The sequence below is a fragment of the Vibrio sp. Vb0937 genome, from assembly GCF_033338855.1.
Map to the genome: position 1 here is coordinate 1 of NZ_JAWOTK010000013.1, position 25,219 is coordinate 25,219.

A 25,219-nucleotide genomic window follows, 5' to 3' on the forward strand; every position below is an offset into this window, starting at 1 on the left:
AATGGTTCACCGCCACGTAATCGACAATCCTCGATACGGGCTTTGAGTAACGGATCGTCAGGGGCGGTAAACGGTAATTTGTCGATAATAACACAGCTCAGCGCATCACCTCTAACATCAATCCCTTCCCAGAAAGCGCCCGTCGCCACGAGTAAAGCGTTACCCAGTTCCATAAACTCCGCCAAGGTTTTCTGCTTACTCATCTCCCCTTGCATTAACACAGGCAGCTCAAGTACTTCTCGGAACTTCTCACCTAGTTCACGCATCATGCTGTGAGAGGTACATAAAAAGAAGCAGCGACCATCATTTTCTTCAATCACCGGAGCAAGCATTCGGACTAACTTATCCGCTAAGCCGTTACTGTTTGGCTCTGGCAAATACCTTGGCACACAAAGGCGCGCTTGTTTTTGATAATCAAAGGGGGACGGCAGAGAAAATTGCTTTGTAGGCTTGAGGCCAAGGCGCTCAGTAAAGTGCTTGAAGTCGCCCGATACAGCTAGGGTTGCTGACGTGAAAATCCACGCGCCTTGTTTAATCTCTATTTGCTCATGGAACTTGTCCGCGACAGAAAGAGGCGTAATGTGCAGAGCGAAATGACGAGGCGAGGTATCGTACCAGTATGAGTAACCGGTAATATCGACATCACAGACGCGGTCGATGCGGCCTTTGATCAAATTGGCTCGTTCAAAAGCGGTATCCAGTAATTGACTGCGCCCTAAAGCTATTTTGAGTACATCAATCGCCAATTCGAGGCTGTCAGTTAAGCGCAATAATTCTCGCTTAATAGAACCTGATTGCAACGCCTCACGCCAGTTGCCACGAAAGCCTGGCTCACCCAATACAATCCGCATGTCCATTGCGCTTTGCATGAGTTTGTCGCCCACTTTTTGCAATTGACGCATATCTTTGGCTTCGGTGCGGTAGGCTATTTCAATGTCTTTGGCAAGATCGTGAATTTGGCGGCTTGAAACTGACTGGCCGAAATATTCGCTCGCAATATCTGGCAACTGATGAGCTTCATCAAAAATAAACACATCGGCTTCTGGAATCAGTTCACCGAATCCTGTTTCTTTGATCGCTAAATCAGCAAGAAACAAGTGATGGTTCACTACAACAATGTCGGAATCCATGGCTCGCTTACGCGCTTTCAATACAAAGCAATCGGTGTAGCTCGGACACTCTTTACCTAAACAGTTATCATTGGTTGAGGTGATAGTCGGAATGATCATGCTGTCTTCTGGCAGATCATCACAATCACCAAGGTCACCTGTTTTGGTTTCTGATGACCAAGCACGCACTTTAACCAGTTGAGTTAATAACGTCGGGTCAGATTCATTAGTGTGGCTTTCGACCATTTGGCGGCTCAAACGATCCAAACACAGATAATTAGAACGCCCTTTTAATAACGCCACTTGGCCATAAAAACCAAGCGCATTGACCATGAGCGGTAAGTCACGATGGTACAACTGCTCTTGCAAGTTTTTCGAGCCTGTACTGATGATCACTTTTTTACCGCTCAACAGCGCAGGGACTAGGTATGCGAAGGTCTTACCGGTTCCGGTTCCTGCCTCCACCACCAACTGGGTTTGATCTTTGATCGCACTGCTGACGGCTTCCGCCATATCGATTTGTGGCTGACGAGCTTGAAAGCCAGGAATGGCCTTACCTAACGCGCCATCAGAGGAAAAAGTTTTTGCGATCATGCTTGGTATTGAGTTTGAAAAATTATCGAGAGTATATCAGAGGAATAGGAGTGACATCAGCCCACAATCTGACCAGCTTGCGGCGACACGCGGATATTTTGTTGAAACCAAAGTAAGAATAGATTATTTATGGTGAAACATGGCAGTACAGTTACACCCGCCAGGGAATAATAACAAATTCGTACGCTAAAATATTAATGCATGGAAGTACCTGATTTATGGAAAAGAAAACACTGTTGACCCACTGTTCTGACGCCCCGGGTCTCATCTCGAAAATTACTAATATCTGTTACAAGCACCAACTCAACATCGTTCACAATAACGAATTTGTTGATAATACCAGTGGCCACTTTTTCATGAGAACGGAGCTAGAGGGATACTTCAACGATCAAACGTTTCTTGCCGACTTGGACCAAGCTCTCCCGCAAGGTGCTAAGCGTAAATTGGTTGGCTCTCGCCGTAAGCGCATCGTCATTCTCGTCACAAAAGAAGCGCATTGTTTAGGCGATATTCTGATGAAAACCTACGATGGAAGCCTAGATGTTGAGATCGCCGCTGTGGTGGGGAATTACGACAAACTGCAAACTCTCACTGAGCGCTTCGACATTCCTTACCACCACGTGACCCATGAAAACCTTAGCCGTGAAGAACACGAGCAGAAGATGCTAGAAGTGATCGATCAATACGATGCTGACTTTTTGGTGCTAGCTAAATACATGCGCGTATTAACGCCGACGTTTGTTGAGAAATATCACCACAAAATCATTAATATTCATCACAGCTTCTTACCTGCTTTTATTGGCGCGAAGCCATATCAACAAGCTTACGATCGCGGTGTGAAAATCATCGGTGCAACAGCACACTTCGTGACTAATGATTTAGATGAAGGGCCGATCATCAAGCAAGACGTAATTCCTGTCGACCATACATTCAATGCCCAAGATATGGCGCAAGCGGGACGCGATGTAGAGAAGAACGTATTGAGTAAGGCTTTGAATAAAGTGATCAATGACCACGTCTTTGTTTATGGGAATAAGACAGTGATCCTGTAATCCCTCCGTACTAGTTACAACGATAGTGAAACCCGTCCAACTTGGCGGGTTTCATCTTTTCAGAAGATCCCCCCTCCAATTCTAACCATCAAAGTTAAACCGATACGTTATAATTTTTCATTTCTCCACAACTATTTACTGAGAGAATGATTCCGTTTATCATTTGCCCTCCTTATAATAAACCACGTTAATATTACGGAATTAAAATGAAAAAAACGTTAGTGGCTTTTCTGATTGGGCTGACTTTACCAGCAACCACAATCGCAGATACTCTTGAGCCTGTTCAGAATGATGTATCCACTCGCATTATCGGCGGCGAACCTGCCAACACTTCCGACTGGAAATTTATTGCTTCACTGGTACGTAAAGGACAACCTACATCTATTGGTCACTTTTGTGGTGGCAGTTTCCTAGGTGGAAAATACGTATTAACTGCTGCGCACTGTGTGGAAGGTCTTAATGCGGACGATCTGGATATCGTTCTTGGTCTTTATGACAAAAACAGAGAGTCTCAAGCACAGCGCATCGCCATTAAAAATATCTATTCACATGATGAATATAACAACATAACAACGAACAATGACATCGCTCTTATTGAATTAGAACGCAATATCGATAGCGCAACTATTGACCTGGCAACGCCAGAACTTTTAGATAGCGTACGCGTAGGAGACAAGTTGCACGTGGCTGGATGGGGAAATACGTCCACGACAGACCGAATATACCCAACCGTTTTACAACAAGTAGATTTGGAATACGTAGATCGAGCTACCTGCCAAAACCTACCAGGAAACTACTCTAATGTATCAGATGACGGTATTTGCGCCGGATACTATTGGGGAGGTAAAGATAGCTGCCAAGGAGATAGCGGCGGTCCACTCATCGTTGATGATAACGGTATCAACAAATTGCTAGGCGTGGTCAGCTGGGGGGATGGATGTGCTCAACCAAACGCTTATGGTGTTTACGCCAACGTCGCTCATTTTCAACACAATGGATGGATAGATAGCCATCGCAATACTATCAGCTTCACTAAGTACCGAGATCTTCGTTTCGTTGAGCGAAAAGCGCAGCAAGAGACCTTTACTATTCGTAATGACGATACTATCCCATTCAACATCTACCAAAGCACAATATCATACGGAAGTACCATCGAGAAAAGCACTTGTACTGGTACCTTAAAGCCTTCGCAAAGCTGTCAAATTACCGTCGGCTACCAACCTAGCTATTCGGGATCAGAAACAACGATAGAGCTCTTTACCGATCATCCGAAACTGTCCAGACTCACAACAACTTTCGAGTATTCAGGTGTAGATAAAGCAAGCAGATCAGTGCGTAATGCCATTCCGCTAGCAGACGCAAATGTTTATACCGGTCAAAACGCTTGGACGGCTGAAAATGGTGAACTGCAATCAGCGGATATGGGAGCTTATCCTGGTGTATCTGAGCTGGTTTTGACCGATCTTCCGAAGGGCAAACTTACCATGGATCTCAAAGTAATGTCCGATGGTTTTGATTACTTGTTCATCTTAGTTAATGGTGAAATTTACGATAGCACCAACCAACTCCTCGATTATAAAGAGATCCAGATCGATCTTTACAAAGCATCTAATACGATAACGTTTGAATACGTCCAACACCCGTTTTCAAGTGGCATTTACAGCGCGCAAGCATTTGTTCGCAACATAAATATGTCAGTCAGCACAGATAATACGGGCGATGCTGGTAACGACGTTAATAAAAAGTCTAGTTCAGGCGGCAGTTTATCTATTGGCCTACTGGTGTTAATGGCTGCAGGTTCATTCGTACGACGCAAAAAAAGGTAACGAGATGAAACATAGACTCAAGATATTCCTACTTGGTTTGGGCACTATCAGTTTAACTGCATGTTCAGCAAACGCAGGACTGCAAACAAACCAGACGTCTGAGCACCAAGCAATGATGGTAGAGACTTATAGGACAAGTGAGAGTCAAATTTCATTTATCACAGAGTCTAACGGCTGCAGTAAGAACGATGATTTTAGCCTAAAAATAGAGCAAAGCTCACAGACAGAAGCTCTTATTACTATCGTTAGAGACAAGGCGGATCATTGTAAACGAATGCCGTTTGCCAAAACTTTTACACTGCCTTTAGATGAAGAGTTGAAAGGCAAAAAACTTTCCATTACCAACCCAAAAAGCAAGTCACTGGCTAAATAGTGATTCGCTTACGAAAGGGAGCCTCGGCTCCCTTTTTGCCTATCGCAACTCAGCAATTCTCACCCTAGCGTTTTACGCCTGCTCAGACTCCACAATACGCTTAAGTGAATGCGGGTGCAGCTTGATACAAATGCCTTGGTACTTAAACGCCACCGTTGGGTTGTTCAAGCGTTCGCCATCCCCTTTCGGGCTCGACAGTTTGATCTTCACACCCAGCTCTTCCAACTCATTAAAACGCGCCCCAAACGCTGGGTAAGTATGTTTCAAATCAGCAAGAAACTCGTCTGCAGTTTCGGTATGAGACGGAATAACAAACTCCACATGTTCCCAGCTTTCAGTTGGGTAGATTTTGCCTTCCGCAGGGTATGGCAGTTCCAGACACTCTATCTTCCAGCCACGGCTTTCTAACGCTTTGTCGAATTCAATAACAATAATCGGGCGACCGTTGATTTTCGCTTGTGAAATCACCTTACCGTATTGATTCCATGCTTCATGCGCGGCTTTTGCTGTTTCAGTATCATTAATTCGCAGCGCAATATGGTCAGCTTGAGCAAAGCTCAGATCCAGTTTTAACAGGGATGCAAGCTCTTCAATCTTCGCCATAAATGCATCCAGATCTTGGATCATCAATTTAGGCGCTAGGCGTTTTTCAACTAGTTGAGTCGTCATTGTGGTTCTCTTTTGGGGCGATTTATCTCATTACTCTGAGCGCAATAGTAAACGCAAACCAAACCACATTTCCATTCAATCGAAAAAGTATAAATTTCCCCAATTCCTCTCTGTATGAAAAGCAATAAAGTTGTTATCATTAGCCCCATTTTTGTGAACTCCAACAGAACTCGGCACTTACTTCGCCGAGTTCTTCGTCCTTGAATTGAAGGAAACGCGTGTGAATATCCAAGCACTTATTAATGACAAAGTATCTCAGGCTCTAGAAGCCGCTGGCGCACCTGCAGGCAGTCCTGCGGCAGTACGCCAATCAGCAAAGCCACAATTTGGTGACTACCAAGCAAACGGCGTAATGGGCGTTGCTAAAAAACTGGGTACTAACCCACGAGAATTTGCACAGAAAGTACTGGATGTTCTAGACCTAGATGGTATTGCGAGCAAGACAGAAATCGCTGGCCCTGGTTTCATCAACATTTTCCTAAGCGAAGAGTTCCTAGCAAAACAAGCGGAAGCAGCACTGGCTGACTCACGTCTTGGCGTTGCAGAAGACGAAGCTCAAACTATCGTTGCTGACTACTCTGCACCAAACGTTGCTAAAGAAATGCACGTTGGTCACCTACGTTCAACCATCATCGGTGATGCGGTAGTACGTACTCTTGAGTTCCTAGGTCACAAAGTGATCCGTGCGAACCACATCGGCGACTGGGGTACTCAGTTCGGTATGCTTATCGCAAACCTTGAGCGTGTACAACAAGAGTCTGGCGAAGTTTCTATGGAACTTGCGGACCTTGAAGGCTTCTACCGCGAATCGAAAAAGCTGTACGACGAAGATGAAGACTTCGCAGTAAAGGCGCGAAACTACGTTGTGAAACTGCAAAGCGGTGACGAGTACTGTGCAGAAATGTGGAAAAAACTCGTTGATGTAACCATGATCCAAAACCAGCGCAACTACGACCGTCTAAACGTGTCACTGACTCGTGACGACGTGATGGGCGAGAGCATGTACAACGACATGCTTCCTAAGATCGTTGCAGACCTAAAAGAACAAGGTCTTGCCGTTGAAGATGATGGCGCGCAAGTTGTATTCCTAGATGAATACAAGAACAAAGATGGCGAACCAATGGGCGTTATCGTTCAAAAACGCGATGGCGGTTTCCTATACACAACAACAGACATCGCATGTGCAAAATATCGTTATGAAGAGCTAAGCGCAGACCGTGTGCTTTACTTCATCGACTCACGTCAACACCAGCACCTAATGCAAGCTTGGACAATTGTTCGTAAAGCAGGCTACGTGCCAGAGTCAGTATCTCTTGAGCACCACGCGTTCGGCATGATGCTTGGTAAAGATGGTAAGCCATTCAAGACTCGTGCGGGTGGTACCGTTCGCCTTGCCGACCTTCTAGATGAAGCAGAAGTTCGTGCAGCACAACTGATCGAATCTAAAAACCCTGAGCTAGATGCGGAAGAAAAAGAGAAGATCTCTAAAACAGTTGCAATGGCAGCGGTTAAATACTCTGACTTATCTAAACACCGTACGACTGACTACGTGTTCGATTGGGACAACATGTTAGCGTTTGAAGGTAACACAGCACCATACATGCAATATGCATACACTCGCGTAGCTTCTATTTTCGCTAAAGCTGGTGTTGCTATGGACGCTCTCCAAGGTGACATCAAAATCACTGATGAGAAAGAGAAAGCACTTATTGCTAAGCTTATGCAGTTCGAAGAAGCGGTTCAATCTGTCGCTCGCGAAGGTCAACCACACATCATGTGTAGCTACCTATTCGAACTAGCAGGTCAGTTCTCTAGCTTCTACGAAGCGTGCCCTATCCTAGTTGCTGAAGACGAAGCAGTGAAACAAAGCCGTCTGAAACTAGCAGCGCTAACAGCGAAGACCATCAAGCAAGGTCTGTCTCTACTAGGTATTGATACTCTAGAGCGCATGTAAGCGATTCGAGAATCGAGAATCGAGAATCGAGAATCGAGAATCGAGAATCGAGAATCGAGAATCGAGAATCGAGAATCGAGAATCGATATGATTTCAAAAGGTTGGCGTGAAAGCGTCAACCTTTTGTTTTATCTGGCGTATACTGATGTCATTCAATTCAAATCGGATAATATAATGAGTTTTGAACTGCACCCTCAATTGGCAAAAGACACTACCGTTATCGGTCACTTCCCTCTGTGTGTGGCGCTTCTGCATAAAGACAATGCTGTGCCATGGGTTATCTTGGTACCAAAACGTGCAAACCTAAAAGAGCTTCACCACTTGCCAATGAAAGAACAGCAACAGTTTTTGCTAGAGTCTCAAGCGGTAAGCCAAGCACTGGAAGCAACATTCCGTCCAGACAAGTTAAACCTCGGTGCACTAGGTAACATGGTGCCGCAACTGCACATTCACCATATCGCTCGCTTCAAAGATGACATAGCATGGCCGGGACCGGTTTGGGGTAAAACCAAAGGTGAATTCCGTACAGAAGAAGAGCAAAACGAATTGCTTGGTCGTATTAAGAACGTGTTATCACTGAGCTCTATTTTCCAAAAAGCATAAGCACTGTAAGCGAAAATAATTCGCCTTTGAATACGGCTGAAATAGACAGAGAAAGATTAATACGTATTTGTAACAATCTTTCTCATTTTTCTGGGATTATCACTAAAATAAAACTTGTTTAGACTACCAGCTCAGTTAGAGAGGGTCATCATGAAACAAGTCTTCAACACATTCCGATACGTCAGCTGGATCGCCATCATCTGTTCTATGGCTGCTTCATTCTTGCTTTTTCTTATGGGTGCAGCAAAAACCTATTCAGCATTTGCGGTCTTCATTCTTAATCAAACACCTCCAGAAGCACTCGCACATTTAGATAAAGCAGACATCGCGATCGCTTATTTGATCAAGTCACTGGATACGTTTCTTGTCGCACTAGTTTTGTTCATCTTTGCTCACGGCATCTACACACTATTTATTTCCAACAAAGCTAAAGCGAAAACACAAGAGCAGTCGGTTTTGCATTGGATCAGAACCCCAAACATCGGCCATCTAAAAAACATTTTGGCTGAAGTCATCATCGTGATCTTGTTTGTGAAATTCTTAGAGCTCGTGCTGATTAACTTCGACAGCTTAGATTGGACGATCTTAACATTACCTATTTCGATTTTAGTTTTAAGTCTTGGTTTGAAGTTCCTAGGGTTAGGCGCGACTAAACACTCTGAAGAGCATTAATTTCGCTGTATTCACAAACAATAACCAGCAAAAGAAAAGCCGCATCATTGCTGATGCGGCTTTGTCGTTTTTACGTGATAATTTTTAGGTGACTAATTTTGATAGTCGCTACATGGTGACTGTCAGAGACAAACCATCTTGTTTAGTCACTGAGTAGCGAACACGAGTCACGTCATGAGCTTTATTAGTGTCGACTAGGCGGCTAATTTTGCCCTTCTTAATCCACACGTTTAACATCGCGTCGGCGCCATCTTCACTCATCCCAAACTGTTTAGCCAGATCTGACTGGGAGACGGTTCCTTTGTCTGCAATGTATTGATAAAGCTCTTTTAAAATCATGCTATTTGCGCCTCTAATGCACCGTTTTGTTTCTTACCAACTTGTTTGAACACACGGTATGTGCCAAAGAAGATAGCTACGATCACAGCCATCCAAATACCACTTGTTACTGGGCTATCTGAGAAATGCGTCAATTGGTTGTAGAACGTCGCACATAGGTAAGCCAAGCCCATTGTCCAAACCGCAATAAAGCGTGCGAACTTATGACCAAACTCACGTACGTAAGCCCCCATCGCCGCCACACAAGGTGTGTACAGTAGGATAAAGATTAGGTAAGCAAATGCGGCATTGCCAGAAGCAAACTGAGATTTAATGTTACCGAAGATAGAAGCATCGACTTCTTGTTCTTCGGCAACGGCATTTGAGTCAGTTAAGTCACCCACTTCAATGCCTAGTGGATCTGAGTAGCTCAAACCGGCTAGGTTTTCAGGGATACTCATTACTGCCTCTTCTAGGCTGCCCATTAGATCAAATTCTGCGTCTTCACCGTCGCTTGGCGTAGTGTATAGACTGTTCAAAGTACCAACTACCGCCTCTTTTGCGAAGATACCAGTAATGATACCTACCGTCGCTGGCCAGTTGTCTTCTTGAACACCGATTGGTGAGAATACTGGAGTCACTACTTGCGCTGCTTTAGAAAGCACAGAGTTTTCGCTGTCTTCGTTACCAAAACTGCCATCAGTACCCAATGAGTTGAAGAAACTCAGAATAGCAACAACGATAACGATGGTTTTACCTGCACCAAGTACAAAGCGCTTTAGCTTTTGCCAAGTTTTGATCACCACGTTTTGTAGCGTCGGAAGTTCATAGTCTGGCATTTCCATTACTAGGCTATCACTGCTACCTGGGTAAAGCGTATGCTTAAGGAAAAGACCTGTGAAGATCGCTGCCACAATACCAAGTAGGTAAAGTGCGAATACAATGTTCTGGCCAGAACCTGGGAAGAATGCCGCAGCGAATAGTGCGTATACAGGCAGACGAGCACCGCATGACATAAATGGCGCCATAGATGCAGCCAGTTTACGCTCACGTTCTTGGTCTAGAGTGCGAGTTGCCATGATTGACGGAACGTTACAGCCAAAACCAAGAACCAACGGTACAAATGCTTTGCCCGGTAGACCGATCTTCTGCATCACTTTATCTAGTACGAATGCTGCGCGAGCCATGTAACCTGAGCTCTCAAGTACCGCTAGGAACAGGTACAAACACGCGATAACCGGAATGAAGGTTGCAACCGTCTGGATACCACCACCGATACCATCAGCAAGAACCGTCACTAACCACACAGGCAAATGACCGTCTAACAAGTGGTGACCACCATCAACCAACAATGCGCCCACACCAATGTCAAAAAAGTCGATAAATGCACTACCGATGTTAATCGAGAACATAAACATCAGGTACATAACAACAAAGAAGAAAGGAATTCCAATCCACTTGTTCAAAATAAACTGGTCGAGTCTTTCAGTCACACTACGACTTAACTTGCCTTCGCTTCGGCGAACTTTTTTACACTGTTCATGCAGATGCGTGTACTTAGTATCCGCGACATGCAAATCGATATCCAAATCTAACGTCGTAATGACTTCCAATACTTTGCTTCTATCAATATCAGAAAGACTATTGAGCACCATTGTGTCTTTTTCAAGCGCACGAATCGCTAGTGCACGATGAGCGACGGTTTGGTCGTTAAAAAGTGCGGAAACCGTTTGAATTGCCGACTCCATCTTCTCACCGTAATGCAAAGACAATTCCTTAAGTGGCACTCCTTGAACGATGGATTTATGAAGCTTTTCTTTAAACTCTGCCACTTGAGTTTTATTGGTTGCAGATAAACTGACAACCGGACAACCTAACGTTTTCTCAAGCTCTGCAACGTTAATCATCTGACGTTCACGCTTTAGCGCATCCATCTTGTTGAGGACAACAATCATAGGGCGACCAAGTTCGCGAAGTTGCAGCGTCATATATAAGCTGCGCTCTAAACTTGTAGCATCCACCACGTTAATAATGAGATCAGCAGGATGAGTTAGAACCGCACGCGATGCGATGGATTCATCAATACTATTACTATCATTACCACTGTCTAATGAGTAAATACCCGGAAGGTCAGTGAGCAAAAACTCATCCCCAGCATGCTTGAATTGTCCCGTTTTCTTTTCAACCGTGACGCCTGCCCAGTTACCAACTTGCTGTTTTGCGCCAGTTAAACCATTAAATAGCGTCGTTTTACCACTATTAGGGTTACCTACGGTTAGCACTTGATATTGCATTACACTCGCTCCACTTCAATTTTCTGAGCAATTGTTTCTCGCAATGCGACAGACACACCACGGACTTCGACTTGTAAAGGATCGCCCATTGGCGCACGTCGAATCACTTTGACTTCTGTATTGGGAAGCAGCCCCATTACCATGAGTTTCTTTCTGATATCTGATGAAAGACCATCTAACAACCGAATCGTCACCGTATCGCCAGGATTAATCTCTGATAACTTCATAGTGGCCCTTAAGAGTATTGCTAATGAGAAATATTATTATTTAATAAGTTTAGGTTGCCAATATTACTCCCCTATACCCCTTCAATCCTTGTGTGAAATCAAAGATTCCGTAAATGTTTTCACGCTTTCAAACGTTAACTTCGTAAATTTCCTCTCGTTATTTACGTCAAAATTAACAATTAAAAATGACACCTAACGAAACAAAAATGTCACAAACCAAGACAGAAAACAAAAAATTCAAATTAAAACAATGATTTAAGTAAAAAACCAAACGTTGTCGCTTTTCTCATATAAACATGGCGTTATTTTTATAAGAAAAATAAGTAACCTCTCGTATAGTTACTCCATCGAGAGGGCAACCTCTCTAATAAATTCCAGAGGTGGCATGGCAACATGTCACTCCGGCAGCAAGCGAAGGTGTCCTTGACACCCGTGGTATAGTCCCCCCGGCTATACCACGATATTTTTTTTCACCTCTTTCAAAACTTCTTTACCTTATCCATCTTTTCAACACAGTTTTCGTTTTCACGAATGTCGCATGCCATCACTCCCCCAAATGAACAACGCTCTTTTGATACAGCAATACAACTGTCATTTATTTGTTGCAACTATCAGTAAATCATTCTCTTGAAGCCATTTATGCTTATTGCTATGAACATCGCGACTAACAGATAGAACGTGATCGTGCTTACGTGTTGAGAATGGATTTGTAGGCTAGATGTGATGAAGAAACAATGAAACTCACTGCGTTAGCAACTGCAGCAATAATAGAGCACTGCATGCAGCTCCCCAGCATCTTAACTATTAACTAGGGAGCGTATAATGAAGGTTTTCTAGTTAATTTCTTGGCTTTCTTGAGTCAAAGCAAACTTGGACGGGGGCAAACCAAAATGTAGCTTAAACTTTTGGCTAAAGTAAGATGGATCATTAAAGCCACAGTTAAAGGCGACTTCACTGATTTTCTCACCCGCCAATAACTGTTCACACGCCGTTTCCAAACGAACCTCTGTGACATAGTCTTTTAACGTTCTTGACGAGGCAGATTTAAAACGTCTCTGCAAAGAGCGTTCAGACATATACAGCATTTTAGCGGCTGACGCAGTGCCAAATTCAGGATCATGGTAATGCTCTGCCACTAATTGATAGACTTTTTGCAACCACTCTTTCTCTGGTGTGACTTGATCTTCTGCAATAGTTACAGGATTGAGTTCTTGCTGCGGTTCATCCAGATAACTCCTTTCCTTCGCAGATGGCCATGTAATCTCGACTTTGTTTTGAGCATCAGAAGAGAAGACAGCCAAGTAACCACCACTCGTTGTCACTAGTTGGGCAAGGTGGTCAATACTCAACTCAGAGTGATTTAAGTTAGACGGAAGCCCAGTCGCGACTTTATTAGGTAATTGCGTCCCGTAATCAAGAAAGCTCAATGACACAATATCATGCCCCTCTTCTAGCATAATTCTGACTGTTTGACCTCGGAAAGAGCGCTTGATGATATTGGCAAAAATGCTATTGAAAATAACATCAAGATTAAAGCTTTCCAGAGCAACCCGGCTCTGCTTACTCTCATCTTCTAGCTCTACCAAAATACCCGCTTTTGCAAAGTCATCTTGCCATACATCAACCACTGACTGAGTTATCTGACTCAAGTTGTAGTTCTGACTCCCACCACTTACATCACTTGGAACACTTTTGAGTTCATTTAACTGCCAATTCGTTTTAGCCAAATGATCCTCTGTCGCAGTATCCAGAGGCATAGGTAGTTTCGCCACAATAAAGTCGACGCTTGATTTTATGGATAGAGCTACATGGTCTACGAGTAGGTTTCTAACTTGAATCTGTTTACGTAATTGCTGGTTGCTCGTAAGCAACACTCTACTTTGATGTCTTAACTGATTCGTTTTGAGGGTCACTTGAGCTGCTAGATCACGGTTAGCCTGTACAACGTAGCGCGAGCGCCAGAATACGAGTACTGCAACGACCGCAATACTAGCTACGACAAAGCCTAAAATAGCAAATCGCGATAGATACCAAGGATGAAGGACGATAAAGTGAGATTCTAAACCAACGACTCCAGCGGCAACTTGAGACTCATTACTGACCTGCAAGTGATATTCACCGGAACTAAGGTGCTCGAGTGTCAGTTGGCCCCCCTCTAACGTTTGCCATGGGTCATCATTGTTCAATCGATAGTACAAATTTTGACTGTCTGGTTTTGGCATCACACCGAATAAAAAACTCAGCGAAGATCCATATGGCAGTGTGAGCCCATTCAGATCGGCACTACCAACTTGCAGAACTTCATTTTCAAGCACAACTTGGCTAACAATAAACTTAGACTCTGGGGGATTAGATACAAGCAGCTTGGATGCTTCTGCTTTTACGAGTCCGTACTTCGACCCCAGAACAAGCTCTCGCTCACCAATTTCTGTCTGCTGTATAACGCTACAAATACCAGGGAGGAACTCATTGTTCATTAAGCCTGATGACGATGAGTAATGTTTCACTAACTCACCCGAAAGGTGGTAATAGCTTAAACCGACAGAGGAAGCTAACCATACACCTTGCCTGTCTCTGATCAAGCAAGCAGGTCTGGCGTTGGGCTCACTCATTTCAACAACACGTTTTTCATCGCTTCGTGTATCAGTTTTAAACACACCATAAGATGAAGCAAACCACTGGCTGCCATCAACCGCCGTGGTCATGTCTAATGATTCACCAAACTTTTCTGAAAAACGGATAAACTGGATGTTGTCATTACTGTATTGGTATACGCCATGATCGGTGCCTATTAATAGGGCGTCTTCAGTATCATATAGGCGCGTAACCTTAGCAGGCAAATACTGACTTACCAGCCACTCACTTCCAAAGTTTCGTACGCTTTGTGCAGCAGTATCAACATTGTAAAGATGGTATCCGCTTGATACCCAAAGACGGTCATCACCATCAACGGTCACATGCTCTACGGCATGTCCGGCCATAACCTGTAAATAAGGAAATGTAATCTTGTTGAGACCATTTAGCTCAAATATTTCCAGCCCTTTTGAGGTTGCAAGCCAAAGCATGCCGTTTTGAAACGCAAATTCATTGATCTGCGACTCCAACTCTAAGACTTGGTTAATCCCACTCTTTCCTGAACGATAAATCTTTCGGTCATCAGCAAACCAAAGCGCACCATCAGGACCTTCAATAGTTTGCCGAATTCGTCCTGATAGGGTGTGTGAGTCATAACTACTAAAGGTCACTCGTTCAAATTTTTTACTAAATAGCGAGTAATAACGAATACCTTGGTTAGTCGCAATCCACATCCCTCCCATATTGTCACTCAACAACGAATAAATCTTCGTGTTATCTAACTCTAACTCAAGAAAACTTGCAGGCGCGACTTCGGTGATCTCACCTGAAAAAAATGAGTACAAATAAAGGCCATGCTCTGTCCCCACCCAATACTCTTGATTTGTCTCTGCGAATGTCAAAACATGTGAGCCGCCAATTCTAATCACTTCTTTATCAGGCTGGTAAATGTTGAAAATTAAAGCGCCACGCAATGTACCTATCAAAATTTCTCTTCGCGTGTGTGAATAATAGACTTTCTCAATGTAGTTTTGACCTGAGGCAGCGACATGGTCAAACTTATCACCTTCAGAAAGATAGAAGCCGGAAGTCGTTGCTAGTGCCCACTTCGTTTCAACTAGCACCGCATCATTAATGTAAACGTAGCTATTATTACTATGTTGATAGAGCTGCAATAGAGAGAAAGAGTTTAACTCGCTAGTGTCGATATTGTAGGTATAGAAATGCGCGCCATCACTCACCCAAATATAGTTCTTTGAAGACCCTATTTTTCTTATTTGTGAGCCTGGATTTAAACTAAAGACTAAACGTCGCTCCTGATTTGGATAAGTTCGATAGACCTCATTTTCAATAAAGGTCCAAAAAGCACCTTTATGATAGGCCAACTGCTTGGCCGACGTTTGTAGGAAGCTACCTGATTTAGGCAATATAGTTTGACCATCGTAAAACAGGACTCTCCCGTGTACGTCATGAATCCACAAACCGCCCTTTTCACCCAAGAACAACTTTTTAGCCGCGATAAAAGTACCCTTTGCCTGAGTTGGCAAAGGGTAAAAGATTGCATTTGCATTATGAAGCGCAAATGCTTGGTAGGATAAGACAAAGCCCAACAGAGCAAGGGCTAATTGGCGTAGCAAGACGAAAACCTTTTGTATCAATTTGTGCTCTGAAAGTGACCGTTCATCGTTTGTAAAACATGGATTGATACGGTTATTTTGAGCTGATAATTATTGGTAATGATATCTCAATTACTTTCTGAGAAAAGGCTCGCCTTACCAAAGGTTGTAATTCTTACTACTGGATCACGTTAAAAAGACTACTCCTACATTACGACAGCACTTAATCTGACTTTTTGTTCAAGCATTGCTCAAAACTATTCGCCATATTGTTGAGAAAAGTAAAGTAACTGCCAGGTTTTGCTTCAATTGTACTCCCTAACGGGTCAAGCTCGCCTTTAGCGACATCACTGCCTCTCATTACGCTCTGAACGACAGCCGGGGTAAACTGAGGTTCAGAAAATACACAAGCCACATCTCCACCACTTAGCTTTTGACGAATTTGAATTAAGGTCTTCGCTCCTGGCTTGCGTTCTGGGCTCACAGTAAAATGCCCCATTTGATTTAGTTCATAACGATCTTCGAAATAACCGTAAGCATCATGGAATACAAAGTAACCTTTGTTTTTTACTGGTGCCAGCTTCTGCTTTATCTGTTGGTCAGTGTCTTTTAGCTCGAGTTCAAACTTTTTGAGGTTCGCTTGATATTGAGCTGCATTTTCCGGATCAAGTGATACAAGTTGATTCACAACAGCCTTGGCCACTTGTTGTGCTTGGCTTACACCTAGCCAAAAGTGCGGATCATGTGAGCCATGATCGTGCCCATCATGGTCATGGTTGTGCTCACTATCAAATTCACGCAATTCTAGATTTGGAATTTGACTAATAGTCAAAGTATTCGATCTATCCGAAACAACTTTCTCTAGAAACGGTTCAAGATCATGTCCGTACCAGATAACCAAATCAGCCGAAGCGACCTTTTTAACATCCGATGGACGCAAAGCATAGTCATGGGGTGATGTGTTAGACTGCAATAGCACGTCTGGTGAAGTTACTCCTTGAGTAAGCTCTGTTACTAACAACTGAATAGGTTTGATACTCGTCAGTACCGTTACCGCCTGTGCTGGCAGTGTTAACATTGCTGAGGCAGCAAGAATTAATGCTCTTTTCATAGTTTTACTTGGGATATGGCGTGGAAAGTGAGATAATGTTACATTATAACATTATTGATTTGCAAATGAGTTTCATTCATGTCTTCCTTAGTCCATCTTGAGCAGTTATGCGTCGAGTTCGATGGCCGCAGAGTTCTCGATAACATTAGTATGGAATTAGAAAAGGGCAAAATAACTACCCTAATTGGTCCCAATGGAGCGGGAAAATCAACGTTAGTCAAAGTTATCTTAGGTCTTCAAAAGCCGACTAGCGGCAAGTTGAACCGACAAAGAAAACTGAAAATTGGTTACGTTCCTCAAAAGTTGAAGCTCAATGACTCCCTTCCATTGAATGTAACCCGCTTCCTAAATTTAGCAGGAAAATACAGTAAGCAGGAGTGCATTGATGCATTACGGCTTGTTGGCGCTGAACATTTACTTAATAGTAATATGCATCGCTTATCCGGTGGTGAAAACCAACGAGTGTTACTGGCTCGTGCTCTGCTTCAACGTCCTCAGCTATTGGTATTAGACGAACCAGCTCAGGGGGTGGATATCCAAGGTCAAATCGATCTCTATGACTTAATTGAGAGCATTCGTCACCGCTTTGATTGTGGCGTATTTATGGTATCGCATGACTTACATTTAGTGATGGCGAAAACGGACGATGTTATTTGTCTGCATCACCATGTTTGCTGCTCAGGTTCACCTGCCACTATTACTCAGCACCCTTCTTACATCGCACTATTTGGCAATGCAGCGAGAGAGTCTCTCGCGTTTTATCATCACGACCATGAGCACCATCATCACGATTTATCCGGAACGCCAGTAAGCGGTGATGCGACATCATGCTCCCACCATAAACACGGACATCACCATCATGATTGAGTTTCTCCTACCTTCTATTCTTGCTGGTATTGGTATCGCGATCATTGCCGGTCCACTTGGGTCATTTGTCGTTTGGCGTAAAATGGCTTACTTCGGAGATACCCTAGCTCATGCATCGTTAATGGGCTTAGCGCTGGGCTTCTTGCTCAACGTAAATCTCTACCTTGCGCTACTCGTCTGCTGTTTAGCTCTGGCCGTTTTGCTTGTCACTCTGCAAAAGCAACAACTTGTGGCTACAGACACGTTGTTAGGTATCTTGGCACACAGTGCACTCTCTATCGGTTTAGTATCGGTTAGCTTTTTGGAAAACGTGCGCGTCGATTTAATGAGCTACCTATTTGGGGACTTACTTGCCGTCTCTCCACAAGACCTGATGTTTATTTACGCAGGTGTTGTTGCGGTAAGTGCGTGTTTGTACGTCTTCTGGCGCCCACTGCTTTCTAGCACTGTTAGTGAAGAACTTGCCGCTGTTGAGGGCGTGAATACAGACTTAGTTAGATTGGTGTTAATGCTAATGGTGGGTGTAGTAATCGCAGTAGGTATGAAGTTCGTTGGCGCGTTGATCATGACTTCGCTCCTAATTATCCCAGCCGCAACAGCACGTAAAGTCTCTTCATCACCAGAGCAAATGGCATTGTTCGCATCCATTATTGGCTCTGTGGCAGTACTGATGGGGCTTAGCCTATCATGGCACTTCGATACACCGGCCGGCCCTTCCGTAGTGATCAGCGCAACATCCTTATTTATGCTGAGCCAGCTGATTAAAAGCAAAGCATAATCGCATTGAACATTAAACGCGAAAGGCCTTGCTAACAACAAACATAAATCCACTGAAACGGAAAAAGAAAAGCCTGCGAAATCGCAGGCTTTTTAATACTTATTAAGCAGTGTGGTCGATTACCAACCCGTCACTTCACGTAGACCTTGGCCAATCTCTGCTAGAGATTTCACAGTTTTAACGCCAGCCGCTTCTAGTGCAGCGAATTTGTCTTCAGCAGTACCTTTACCACCAGAGATAATCGCACCAGCATGGCCCATACGCTTACCAGGAGGCGCAGTTACACCAGCAATGTAAGAAACCACTGGCTTCGTTACATTTTCTTTAATGTATGCTGCTGCTTCTTCTTCTGCAGTACCACCGATCTCACCGATCATAACGATCGCTTCTGTCTCAGGGTCTTCTTGGAACAGTTTTAGGATATCAATGAAGTTTGAACCCGGGATTGGGTCACCACCGATACCAACACAAGTAGACTGGCCGAAACCTTCGTCAGTGGTTTGTTTAACTGCTTCGTAAGTTAGAGTACCGCTACGAGATACAATACCTACTTTGCCTTTCTTGTGGATGTGACCAGGCATGATACCGATCTTACACTCATCAGGAGTGATAACGCCCGGACAGTTAGGACCAATCATGCGAACGCCAGTTTCTTCTAGCTTCACTTTCACGTCGATCATATCTGTAGTAGGGATACCTTCAGTAATCGTTACGATTAGCTCGATACCCGCATCAATCGCTTCTAGGATTGCATCTTTACAGAAAGGTGCTGGTACGTAGATGACTGTCGCTGTTGCGCCAGTCGCTTCTACTGCTTCGCGTACTGTGTTGAATACAGGTAGACCTAGGTGAGTTTGGCCGCCTTTACCTGGAGACACACCACCAACCATTTGCGTACCGTATGCGATAGCTTGCTCTGAGTGGAAAGTACCTTGACCACCAGTGAAACCCTGACAGATTACTTTAGTGTCTTTGTTAATTAATACAGACATTATTTAGCCTCCGCAGCAGCAACAACTTTCTGAGCAGCGTCAGTTAGCGACTCAGCAGCAATGATATCAACATCAGAATTAGCAAGAACTTCGCGACCTAGGTCAGCGTTAGTACCTTCAAGACGAACAACAACAGGTACGCTTACACCTACCTCTTTAACCGCACCGATAATACCTTCTGCGATCATGTCACAACGTACAATACCACCGAAGATGTTAACAAGTACCGCTTTCACATTGTCATCAGATAGGATGATCTTGAATGCTTCAGCAACACGCTCTTTCGTCGCGCCGCCACCTACATCTAAGAAGTTAGCTGGTTTGCCGCCGTGTAGGTTTACGATATCCATCGTACCCATTGCTAGGCCTGCACCGTTAACCATACAGCCAACGTTACCGTCTAGTGCTACGTAGTTCAGCTCCCACTGAGCTGCGTGTGCTTCACGCTCATCTTCTTGTGAAGGATCGTGCATTTCACGAAGCTTAGGCTGACGATACAGTGCGTTTGAGTCGATGTTGATCTTACCGTCAAGACATAGCAAGTTGCCTTCGCCAGTAATCACAAGTGGGTTGATCTCTAGCAGAGCAAGATCGTACTGAGAGAACATAGTGCCAAGACCCATAAAGATCTTAACGAATTGTTTTATTTGGTCGCCTTCAAGACCAAGTTTGAACGCAAGCTCACGACCTTGGTAAGCTTGAGGGCCTACTAGTGGATCGATGGCTGCTTTGTGGATGAGCTCCGGCGTTTCTTCCGCAACTTTTTCAATTTCCACACCACCTTCGGTAGAAGCCATGAAAACGATCTTACGGCTAGCACGGTCAACTACCGCACCTAGGTATAGTTCGTTCGCAATATTTGAAGCTTCTTCAACAAGGATTTTTGTTACTGGCTGACCGTTAGCGTCAGTTTGGTAAGTTACTAGGTTTTTACCTAACCACTTCTGTGCAAACTCTTTAACGCCTTCTTTTGTATCGTGTAGCTCTACGCCACCCGCTTTACCACGGCCACCAGCGTGAACCTGACATTTAACTACTTTCTTGGCTGTACTGATACGGCCTGCGGCTTCAAAAGCTTCTTGTGGTGTATCACACGCGTAGCCTTCTGGCACAGGCAAACCGAATTCTGCAAACAGCTGTTTGGCTTGGTATTCATGCAAATTCATTTCGATATTCCGTTTGTTTTTCCCTTAAGGGATTTATTATTTCCATAACGCTGCAGTCTTGGCTGCTTGTACGTCTGTAGGGTCTTCTCAAATCAATCCTTCATAACGAGTACTCATACTGAAGGATTCAAATGAAGGCCAAACGTTGAGCTAGTCTAGCCATTGAAATTTTTAACGTCTAGCTACCTACGATAACTAGACGTTTTAGCGATATTAAACGTCTAATAGGAGACGTGCAGGGTCCTCTAGTAACTCTTTAATCGTTACTAGGAAACCAACTGACTCACGCCCGTCAATTAGGCGGTGATCGTAAGATAACGCTAGGTACATCATCGGCAAGATTTCAACTTTGCCATCCACTGCCATCGGACGCTCTTGGATCTTATGCATACCAAGAATCGCTGATTGAGGTGGGTTGATGATTGGTGTAGACATTAGTGAACCGAACACACCACCGTTTGTGATAGTGAAGTTACCGCCCATTAGCTCGTCTACCGTTAGCTTGCCATCACGACCTTTAATAGCCAGCTCTTTGATGCCTTTTTCAACATCAGCGAAACCAAGCTTGTCACAGTCTTTTAGGACAGGTGTAACTAGACCACGTGGCGTTGATACCGCCATGCTAATGTCGAAGTAGTTGTGGTAAACAATGTCATCGCCATCAATCGAAGCATTTACTTCTGGGTAACGCTTAAGCGCTTCTGTTACTGCTTTCACGTAGAAAGACATGAAGCCCAAACGAATACCGTGACGCTCTTCGAACTGATCTTTGTACTGCTTACGAAGGTCCATGATTGGTTTCATGTTGACTTCGTTAAACGTCGTTAGCATTGCCGTGTTGTTCTTCGCTTCTAGCAGACGGTTAGCAACTGTCTTACGAAGGCGAGTCATTGGAACACGTTTCTGACTGCGAGCCGCTGCCGGCACGTCTACCACTGCTGGCGAGTCTTCTTTTGACGCAGATTTAGCGTTCGCAAGATGCGCTTCAATATCTTCGCGCGTAATACGACCACCAACACCAGTGCCTTTCACTTGGCTTGCTTCTAAGCCATGTTCAGCCAATAAACGGCGCACTGCTGGGCTTAATGCGTCATTACTTTCTTCGTTAAGCGCAGCTTTGTGGCGCTTATCAGGAGATGCTTCAGTACCTTCTGTTTTGTCTGCAGTTGGTTCACCTGCAACTGCGCCTGGCTTCAATTTAGCAATGATTTGTTTAGAAAGTACTGTCGCACCTTCTGCTTCAACAATAGCTTCTAAAACGCCAGCTTCCGGAGCTGGAACCTCTAGCACAACTTTGTCTGTTTCGATGTCAACCAAAACCTCGTCACGCTCTACTGCGTCGCCTGGTTGTTTGTGCCATGTCGCTACGGTTGCATCAGCAACTGATTCAGGTAAATCTGGAACCAGAATTTCAATTGTCATATCTGTTTCTTCCTTTAACTTCTAGTTCTTAATTCGAAGTTTTTGAGTTCACGTTCAGAGCGTCTTCAACCAACGCTTTTTGTTGTTTCAAGTGCACCGACATGTAGCCAACTGCTGGCGAAGCAGAAGCTGGGCGACCTGCGTATTTAAGATTTGCACCTGCAGGAATAGCGGCACGGAAGTTATGTTGGCTACAGTACCAAGCACCTTGGTTCTGAGGTTCTTCCTGACACCACACGAAGTCTTCAACGTTAGTGTATTGAGCAATTGCTGCTTGTACTTCTTCCATTGGGAATGGGTAAAGCTGTTCAATACGCACGATAGCAACATCGTCTTGCTCGTTGTTACGGCGCTGCTCTAGTAGGTCAAAGTAAACCTTACCAGCACAGAACACGACACGTTTCACTTTGCTTGGTTCTAAATCATCTACTTCTGGAATTGCAGATTGGAATGTACCATCCGCCAAGTCTTCAATCGTTGAAGTACATAGAGGGTGGCGCAGCAAAGATTTCGGCGACATAACAATGAGAGGTCGACGCATTGGGCGTACAACCTGACGACGAATCATGTGGTACACCTGAGCCGGTGTTGAAGGAACCACAACCTGCATATTTTGCTCAGCACAAAGCTGAAGGTAACGCTCTAAACGTGCAGATGAGTGCTCAGGACCTTGACCTTCATAACCATGAGGTAGAAGCATAGTAAGACCGCACAAACGCGCCCACTTTTGCTCGCCTGACGAGATAAACTGGTCGATAACAACTTGTGCACCGTTGGCAAAATCACCAAACTGTGCTTCCCAGATAGTTAAACCACCTGGTTCGGCTGTTGCGTAACCGTATTCAAACGCCAACACTGCTTCTTCTGACAATACTGAGTCAAAGACTTGGAATGGCCCTTGGTTGTCATGAATATTCGCTAATGGAATGTAAGTGCTTGCATCGGTTTGGTTATGAAGAACCGAGTGACGGTGGAAGAAAGTACCACGACCCGAGTCCTGACCAGAAAGACGAATACGCTTGCCATCGTCAACCAATGTAGCATACGCCAATGTTTCAGCCATACCCCAGTCAATGGCTTTTTCACCGGTCATCATTGCTAGACGATCGTTGTATAGCTTATTAACACGGCTTTGCAGTTTATGGCTTTCTGGGTACTGACACAGACGATTGCCTAGCTCAATAAGGCGTGTCTTGTCGTATTTTGAATCCCACTCCATATCCCATTCGTGCCCTAAGTAAGGGGACCAGTCTACAGAGTGCAACGCCATTGGACGCCATTCTTTAACAACCACTTCACCGCGATCTAATGCATCGCGATACTCATTGACTAACTGAGTCGCCGTCTCGATATCTGACTCATTTTTGTCGATCAGAACATCTGCATACAATTTGCGTGGTGTAGGATGCTTTTTGATTTTCTGGTACATCAAAGGCTGAGTCGCATTTGGCTCATCCGCCTCATTGTGACCGTGGCGACGGTAACATACAAGATCGATCACGACATCACGCTTGAACTCGTTACGGTAATCCAATGCAATGCGAGTAACAAAAGCAACTGCTTCTGGGTCATCTGCATTTACATGGAAAATTGGCGCCTGCACCATCTTCGCGATATCGGTACAGTACATCGTAGAACGCGTGTCACGAGGATTAGACGTCGTAAAGCCTACTTGGTTGTTGATGACGATACGTACCGTACCACCAACTTGGAACCCACGAGCAAGAGACATGTTGAAAGTTTCGGCAACCACACCCTGACCAGCGATTGCAGAATCACCGTGGATGGTGATAGGAAGCACTTTGCTACCTTGATTATCACCCAAGCGATCTTGACGTGCTCGAACTGAGCCCATGACTACTGGGTTTACGATTTCTAGGTGCGACGGGTTAAATGCAAGTGCTAAGTGAACATCACCGCCTGGAGTCGCAAAATCAGCAGAGAAACCTTGGTGATATTTCACATCACCCGTACCCCAAGTTTCGTCGTGTTTACCGGCGAACTCATCAAACAGGTCTTGAGGTTTCTTACCAAGTACGTTCACCAGCATGTTCAAACGACCGCGGTGAGCCATACCGATAACCACTTCACGCATTCCACTTGTACCCGCATGACGGATCAACTCTTTCGTCATCGGAATCAGCGCATCACCACCTTCTAAAGAGAAACGTTTTGCACCTGGGAATTTCGCCCCGAGGTAACGCTCCAAACCTTCAGCGGCTGTTAGCTCTTCTAGGAATGTTCGCTTCTCATCTTTGTTGAATGATGGCTGGCCTACGACAGACTCAAGGCGTTGCTGAATCCAACGCTTTTGCTCTGTGTCAGTCATGTGCATGTATTCAGCACCGATGGAACCGCAATAAGTTTTGTTGAGGGCTTCATAGATATCTTTCAACTTCATGGTTTCTTGCCCAACAGCAAAAGAACCTACGTTGAAAGTTTCTTCGAAGTCATCTTCGGTAAGATTATGAAAAGCAGGGTCTAACTCCGCCACGGTTGGGCGTTGCCATAGACCTAGTGGGTCTAATTCTGCAGCTTCATGCCCGCGGAAACGGTATGCGTTGATTAGCTGTAGAACTTTTACTTGTTTTGCATCGACATCTGGGTCACTAACTTGGACATTGTAATGCTTTGTTTCTCTAGCGAGTCGTCGGAAGTAGTCACGGACACGTGAATGTGGTTGTTCTGCCACTTCTTCTGATGGCTTAGGCAAGCCTTCAAAAACACGTTTCCACTCCTCACTTACCAGATCGGGATCACTTAGATACAGTTCGTAGAGGTCCTCTACATACGTTGCATTGGCGCCAGCCAAGTGTGAAGACTCGAGCCATGCCTTCATCACGCCGTTGTGCATATTTTCCCTTAACCAGTAGTTTTCACGTTTGCTTCGGTCTTTGCCGAGCTATAAGAGCCGACTAAAAATACGGTCGGCAATTTTTGTATTCTTTACTCGAATATTACTGAAGCAGTGAAGCGGTCATATCGGGTGATCCGCAACACTG

19 protein-coding genes are annotated in these 25,219 nt (G+C 44.5%); 8 read left to right on the plus strand and 11 right to left on the minus strand.

Annotation, left to right across the window (positions count from 1 at the left end; all coding sequences use genetic code 11):
- The coding region (locus R7P67_RS15755) for an ATP-dependent DNA helicase (RefSeq protein WP_318086024.1) at positions 1-1,703 on the minus strand (1,703 nt) is incomplete at its 3' end.
- Between the two features lie 218 nt (positions 1,704-1,921).
- On the opposite strand from R7P67_RS15755, the gene purU reads away from it, so the two are divergent.
- The 3 genes from purU to R7P67_RS15770 all read left to right on the plus strand — a co-directional run bounded on the left by purU (position 1,922) and on the right by R7P67_RS15770 (position 4,954).
- Positions 1,922-2,755, plus strand: a complete 834-nt coding sequence (gene purU, locus R7P67_RS15760; RefSeq protein WP_005382206.1) for a formyltetrahydrofolate deformylase — start codon at positions 1,922-1,924, stop codon at positions 2,753-2,755.
- Between the two features lie 206 nt (positions 2,756-2,961).
- A complete protein-coding gene (locus R7P67_RS15765; protein ID WP_005382202.1) occupies positions 2,962-4,581 on the plus strand; it encodes a S1 family peptidase in 1,620 nt (539 codons plus the stop codon).
- Positions 4,582-4,585: 4 nt separating this feature from the next.
- Positions 4,586-4,954: a hypothetical protein gene (locus tag R7P67_RS15770; protein ID WP_005382200.1), complete on the plus strand. Its 369-nt coding sequence runs from the start codon at positions 4,586-4,588 to the stop codon at positions 4,952-4,954.
- Between the two features lie 72 nt (positions 4,955-5,026).
- On the opposite strand, the gene R7P67_RS15775 is transcribed toward R7P67_RS15770, so the two are convergent.
- Positions 5,027-5,623 carry a VOC family protein gene (locus R7P67_RS15775; RefSeq protein WP_167415073.1) on the minus strand — a complete coding sequence of 199 codons (597 nt, stop codon included), beginning with the start codon at positions 5,621-5,623 and terminating at the stop codon, positions 5,027-5,029.
- Positions 5,624-5,843: 220 nt separating this feature from the next.
- Here R7P67_RS15775 and argS point away from each other — a divergent pair, with 220 nt between their 5' ends.
- The 3 genes from argS (at position 5,844) to R7P67_RS15790 (ending at position 8,852) form a co-directional block, all read left to right on the plus strand.
- Positions 5,844-7,577: an arginine--tRNA ligase gene (gene argS, locus R7P67_RS15780; RefSeq protein ID WP_054576704.1), complete on the plus strand. Its 1,734-nt coding sequence runs from the start codon at positions 5,844-5,846 to the stop codon at positions 7,575-7,577.
- 174 nt (positions 7,578-7,751) lie between these two features.
- Positions 7,752-8,180, plus strand: coding sequence for an HIT family protein (locus R7P67_RS15785; protein ID WP_262652573.1), 429 nt, complete (start codon positions 7,752-7,754; stop codon positions 8,178-8,180).
- A 150-nt stretch (positions 8,181-8,330) separates the two neighbouring features.
- Positions 8,331-8,852: a YqhA family protein gene (locus tag R7P67_RS15790; RefSeq protein WP_042523163.1), complete on the plus strand. Its 522-nt coding sequence runs from the start codon at positions 8,331-8,333 to the stop codon at positions 8,850-8,852.
- Positions 8,853-8,960: 108 nt separating this feature from the next.
- Here the strand turns inward: R7P67_RS15790 and R7P67_RS15795 are convergent, their stop codons facing one another.
- The 5 genes from R7P67_RS15795 to znuA form a co-directional block, all read right to left on the minus strand.
- Positions 8,961-9,191, minus strand: coding sequence for a FeoC-like transcriptional regulator (locus R7P67_RS15795; RefSeq protein WP_005382192.1), 231 nt, complete (start codon positions 9,189-9,191; stop codon positions 8,961-8,963).
- Complete coding sequence (gene feoB / locus R7P67_RS15800) at positions 9,188-11,464, minus strand: Fe(2+) transporter permease subunit FeoB (RefSeq protein WP_239932233.1); 2,277 nt, start codon at positions 11,462-11,464, stop codon at positions 9,188-9,190. Before feoB ends, R7P67_RS15795 begins: the two co-directional genes overlap by 4 nt.
- Entirely contained in the window at positions 11,464-11,691 is a 228-nt protein-coding gene (locus R7P67_RS15805; RefSeq protein WP_005382190.1) for a ferrous iron transport protein A, read from the minus strand. The genes feoB and R7P67_RS15805 overlap by 1 nt, the downstream gene beginning before the upstream one ends.
- An 833-nt stretch (positions 11,692-12,524) precedes the next feature.
- Complete coding sequence (locus R7P67_RS15810; protein WP_262580019.1) at positions 12,525-15,902, minus strand: helix-turn-helix domain-containing protein; 3,378 nt, start codon at positions 15,900-15,902, stop codon at positions 12,525-12,527.
- A gap of 202 nt (positions 15,903-16,104) precedes the next feature.
- Entirely contained in the window at positions 16,105-16,992 is an 888-nt protein-coding gene (gene znuA, locus R7P67_RS15815) for a zinc ABC transporter substrate-binding protein ZnuA (RefSeq protein WP_033906913.1), read from the minus strand.
- Positions 16,993-17,070: 78 nt separating this feature from the next.
- Here znuA and znuC point away from each other — a divergent pair, with 78 nt between their 5' ends.
- Positions 17,071-17,859 carry a zinc ABC transporter ATP-binding protein ZnuC gene (znuC, locus tag R7P67_RS15820; protein WP_005382185.1) on the plus strand — a complete coding sequence of 263 codons (789 nt, stop codon included), beginning with the start codon at positions 17,071-17,073 and terminating at the stop codon, positions 17,857-17,859.
- The gene (znuB, locus tag R7P67_RS15825; RefSeq protein WP_005382183.1) at positions 17,852-18,637 is read left to right on the plus strand and encodes a zinc ABC transporter permease subunit ZnuB; all 786 of its coding nucleotides are present in this window, start codon (positions 17,852-17,854) and stop codon (positions 18,635-18,637) included. The genes znuC and znuB overlap by 8 nt, the downstream gene beginning before the upstream one ends.
- Before the next feature lie 119 nt (positions 18,638-18,756).
- Here the strand turns inward: znuB and sucD are convergent, their stop codons facing one another.
- The 4 genes from sucD to sucA all read right to left on the minus strand — a co-directional run bounded on the left by sucD (position 18,757) and on the right by sucA (position 25,071).
- Positions 18,757-19,629 (minus strand): succinate--CoA ligase subunit alpha, encoded by an 873-nt coding sequence (sucD, locus tag R7P67_RS15830; RefSeq protein WP_005382181.1) that lies wholly within the window; start codon positions 19,627-19,629, stop codon positions 18,757-18,759.
- Complete coding sequence (sucC, locus tag R7P67_RS15835) at positions 19,629-20,795, minus strand: ADP-forming succinate--CoA ligase subunit beta (protein WP_005382179.1); 1,167 nt, start codon at positions 20,793-20,795, stop codon at positions 19,629-19,631. The genes sucD and sucC overlap by 1 nt, the downstream gene beginning before the upstream one ends.
- 213 nt (positions 20,796-21,008) lie before the next feature.
- Positions 21,009-22,217 carry a 2-oxoglutarate dehydrogenase complex dihydrolipoyllysine-residue succinyltransferase gene (gene odhB / locus R7P67_RS15840; RefSeq protein ID WP_017819950.1) on the minus strand — a complete coding sequence of 403 codons (1,209 nt, stop codon included), beginning with the start codon at positions 22,215-22,217 and terminating at the stop codon, positions 21,009-21,011.
- 28 nt (positions 22,218-22,245) lie between these two features.
- Positions 22,246-25,071 (minus strand): 2-oxoglutarate dehydrogenase E1 component, encoded by a 2,826-nt coding sequence (sucA, locus tag R7P67_RS15845; RefSeq protein WP_005382176.1) that lies wholly within the window; start codon positions 25,069-25,071, stop codon positions 22,246-22,248.
- Between the last annotated feature and the right edge of the window lie 148 nt (positions 25,072-25,219).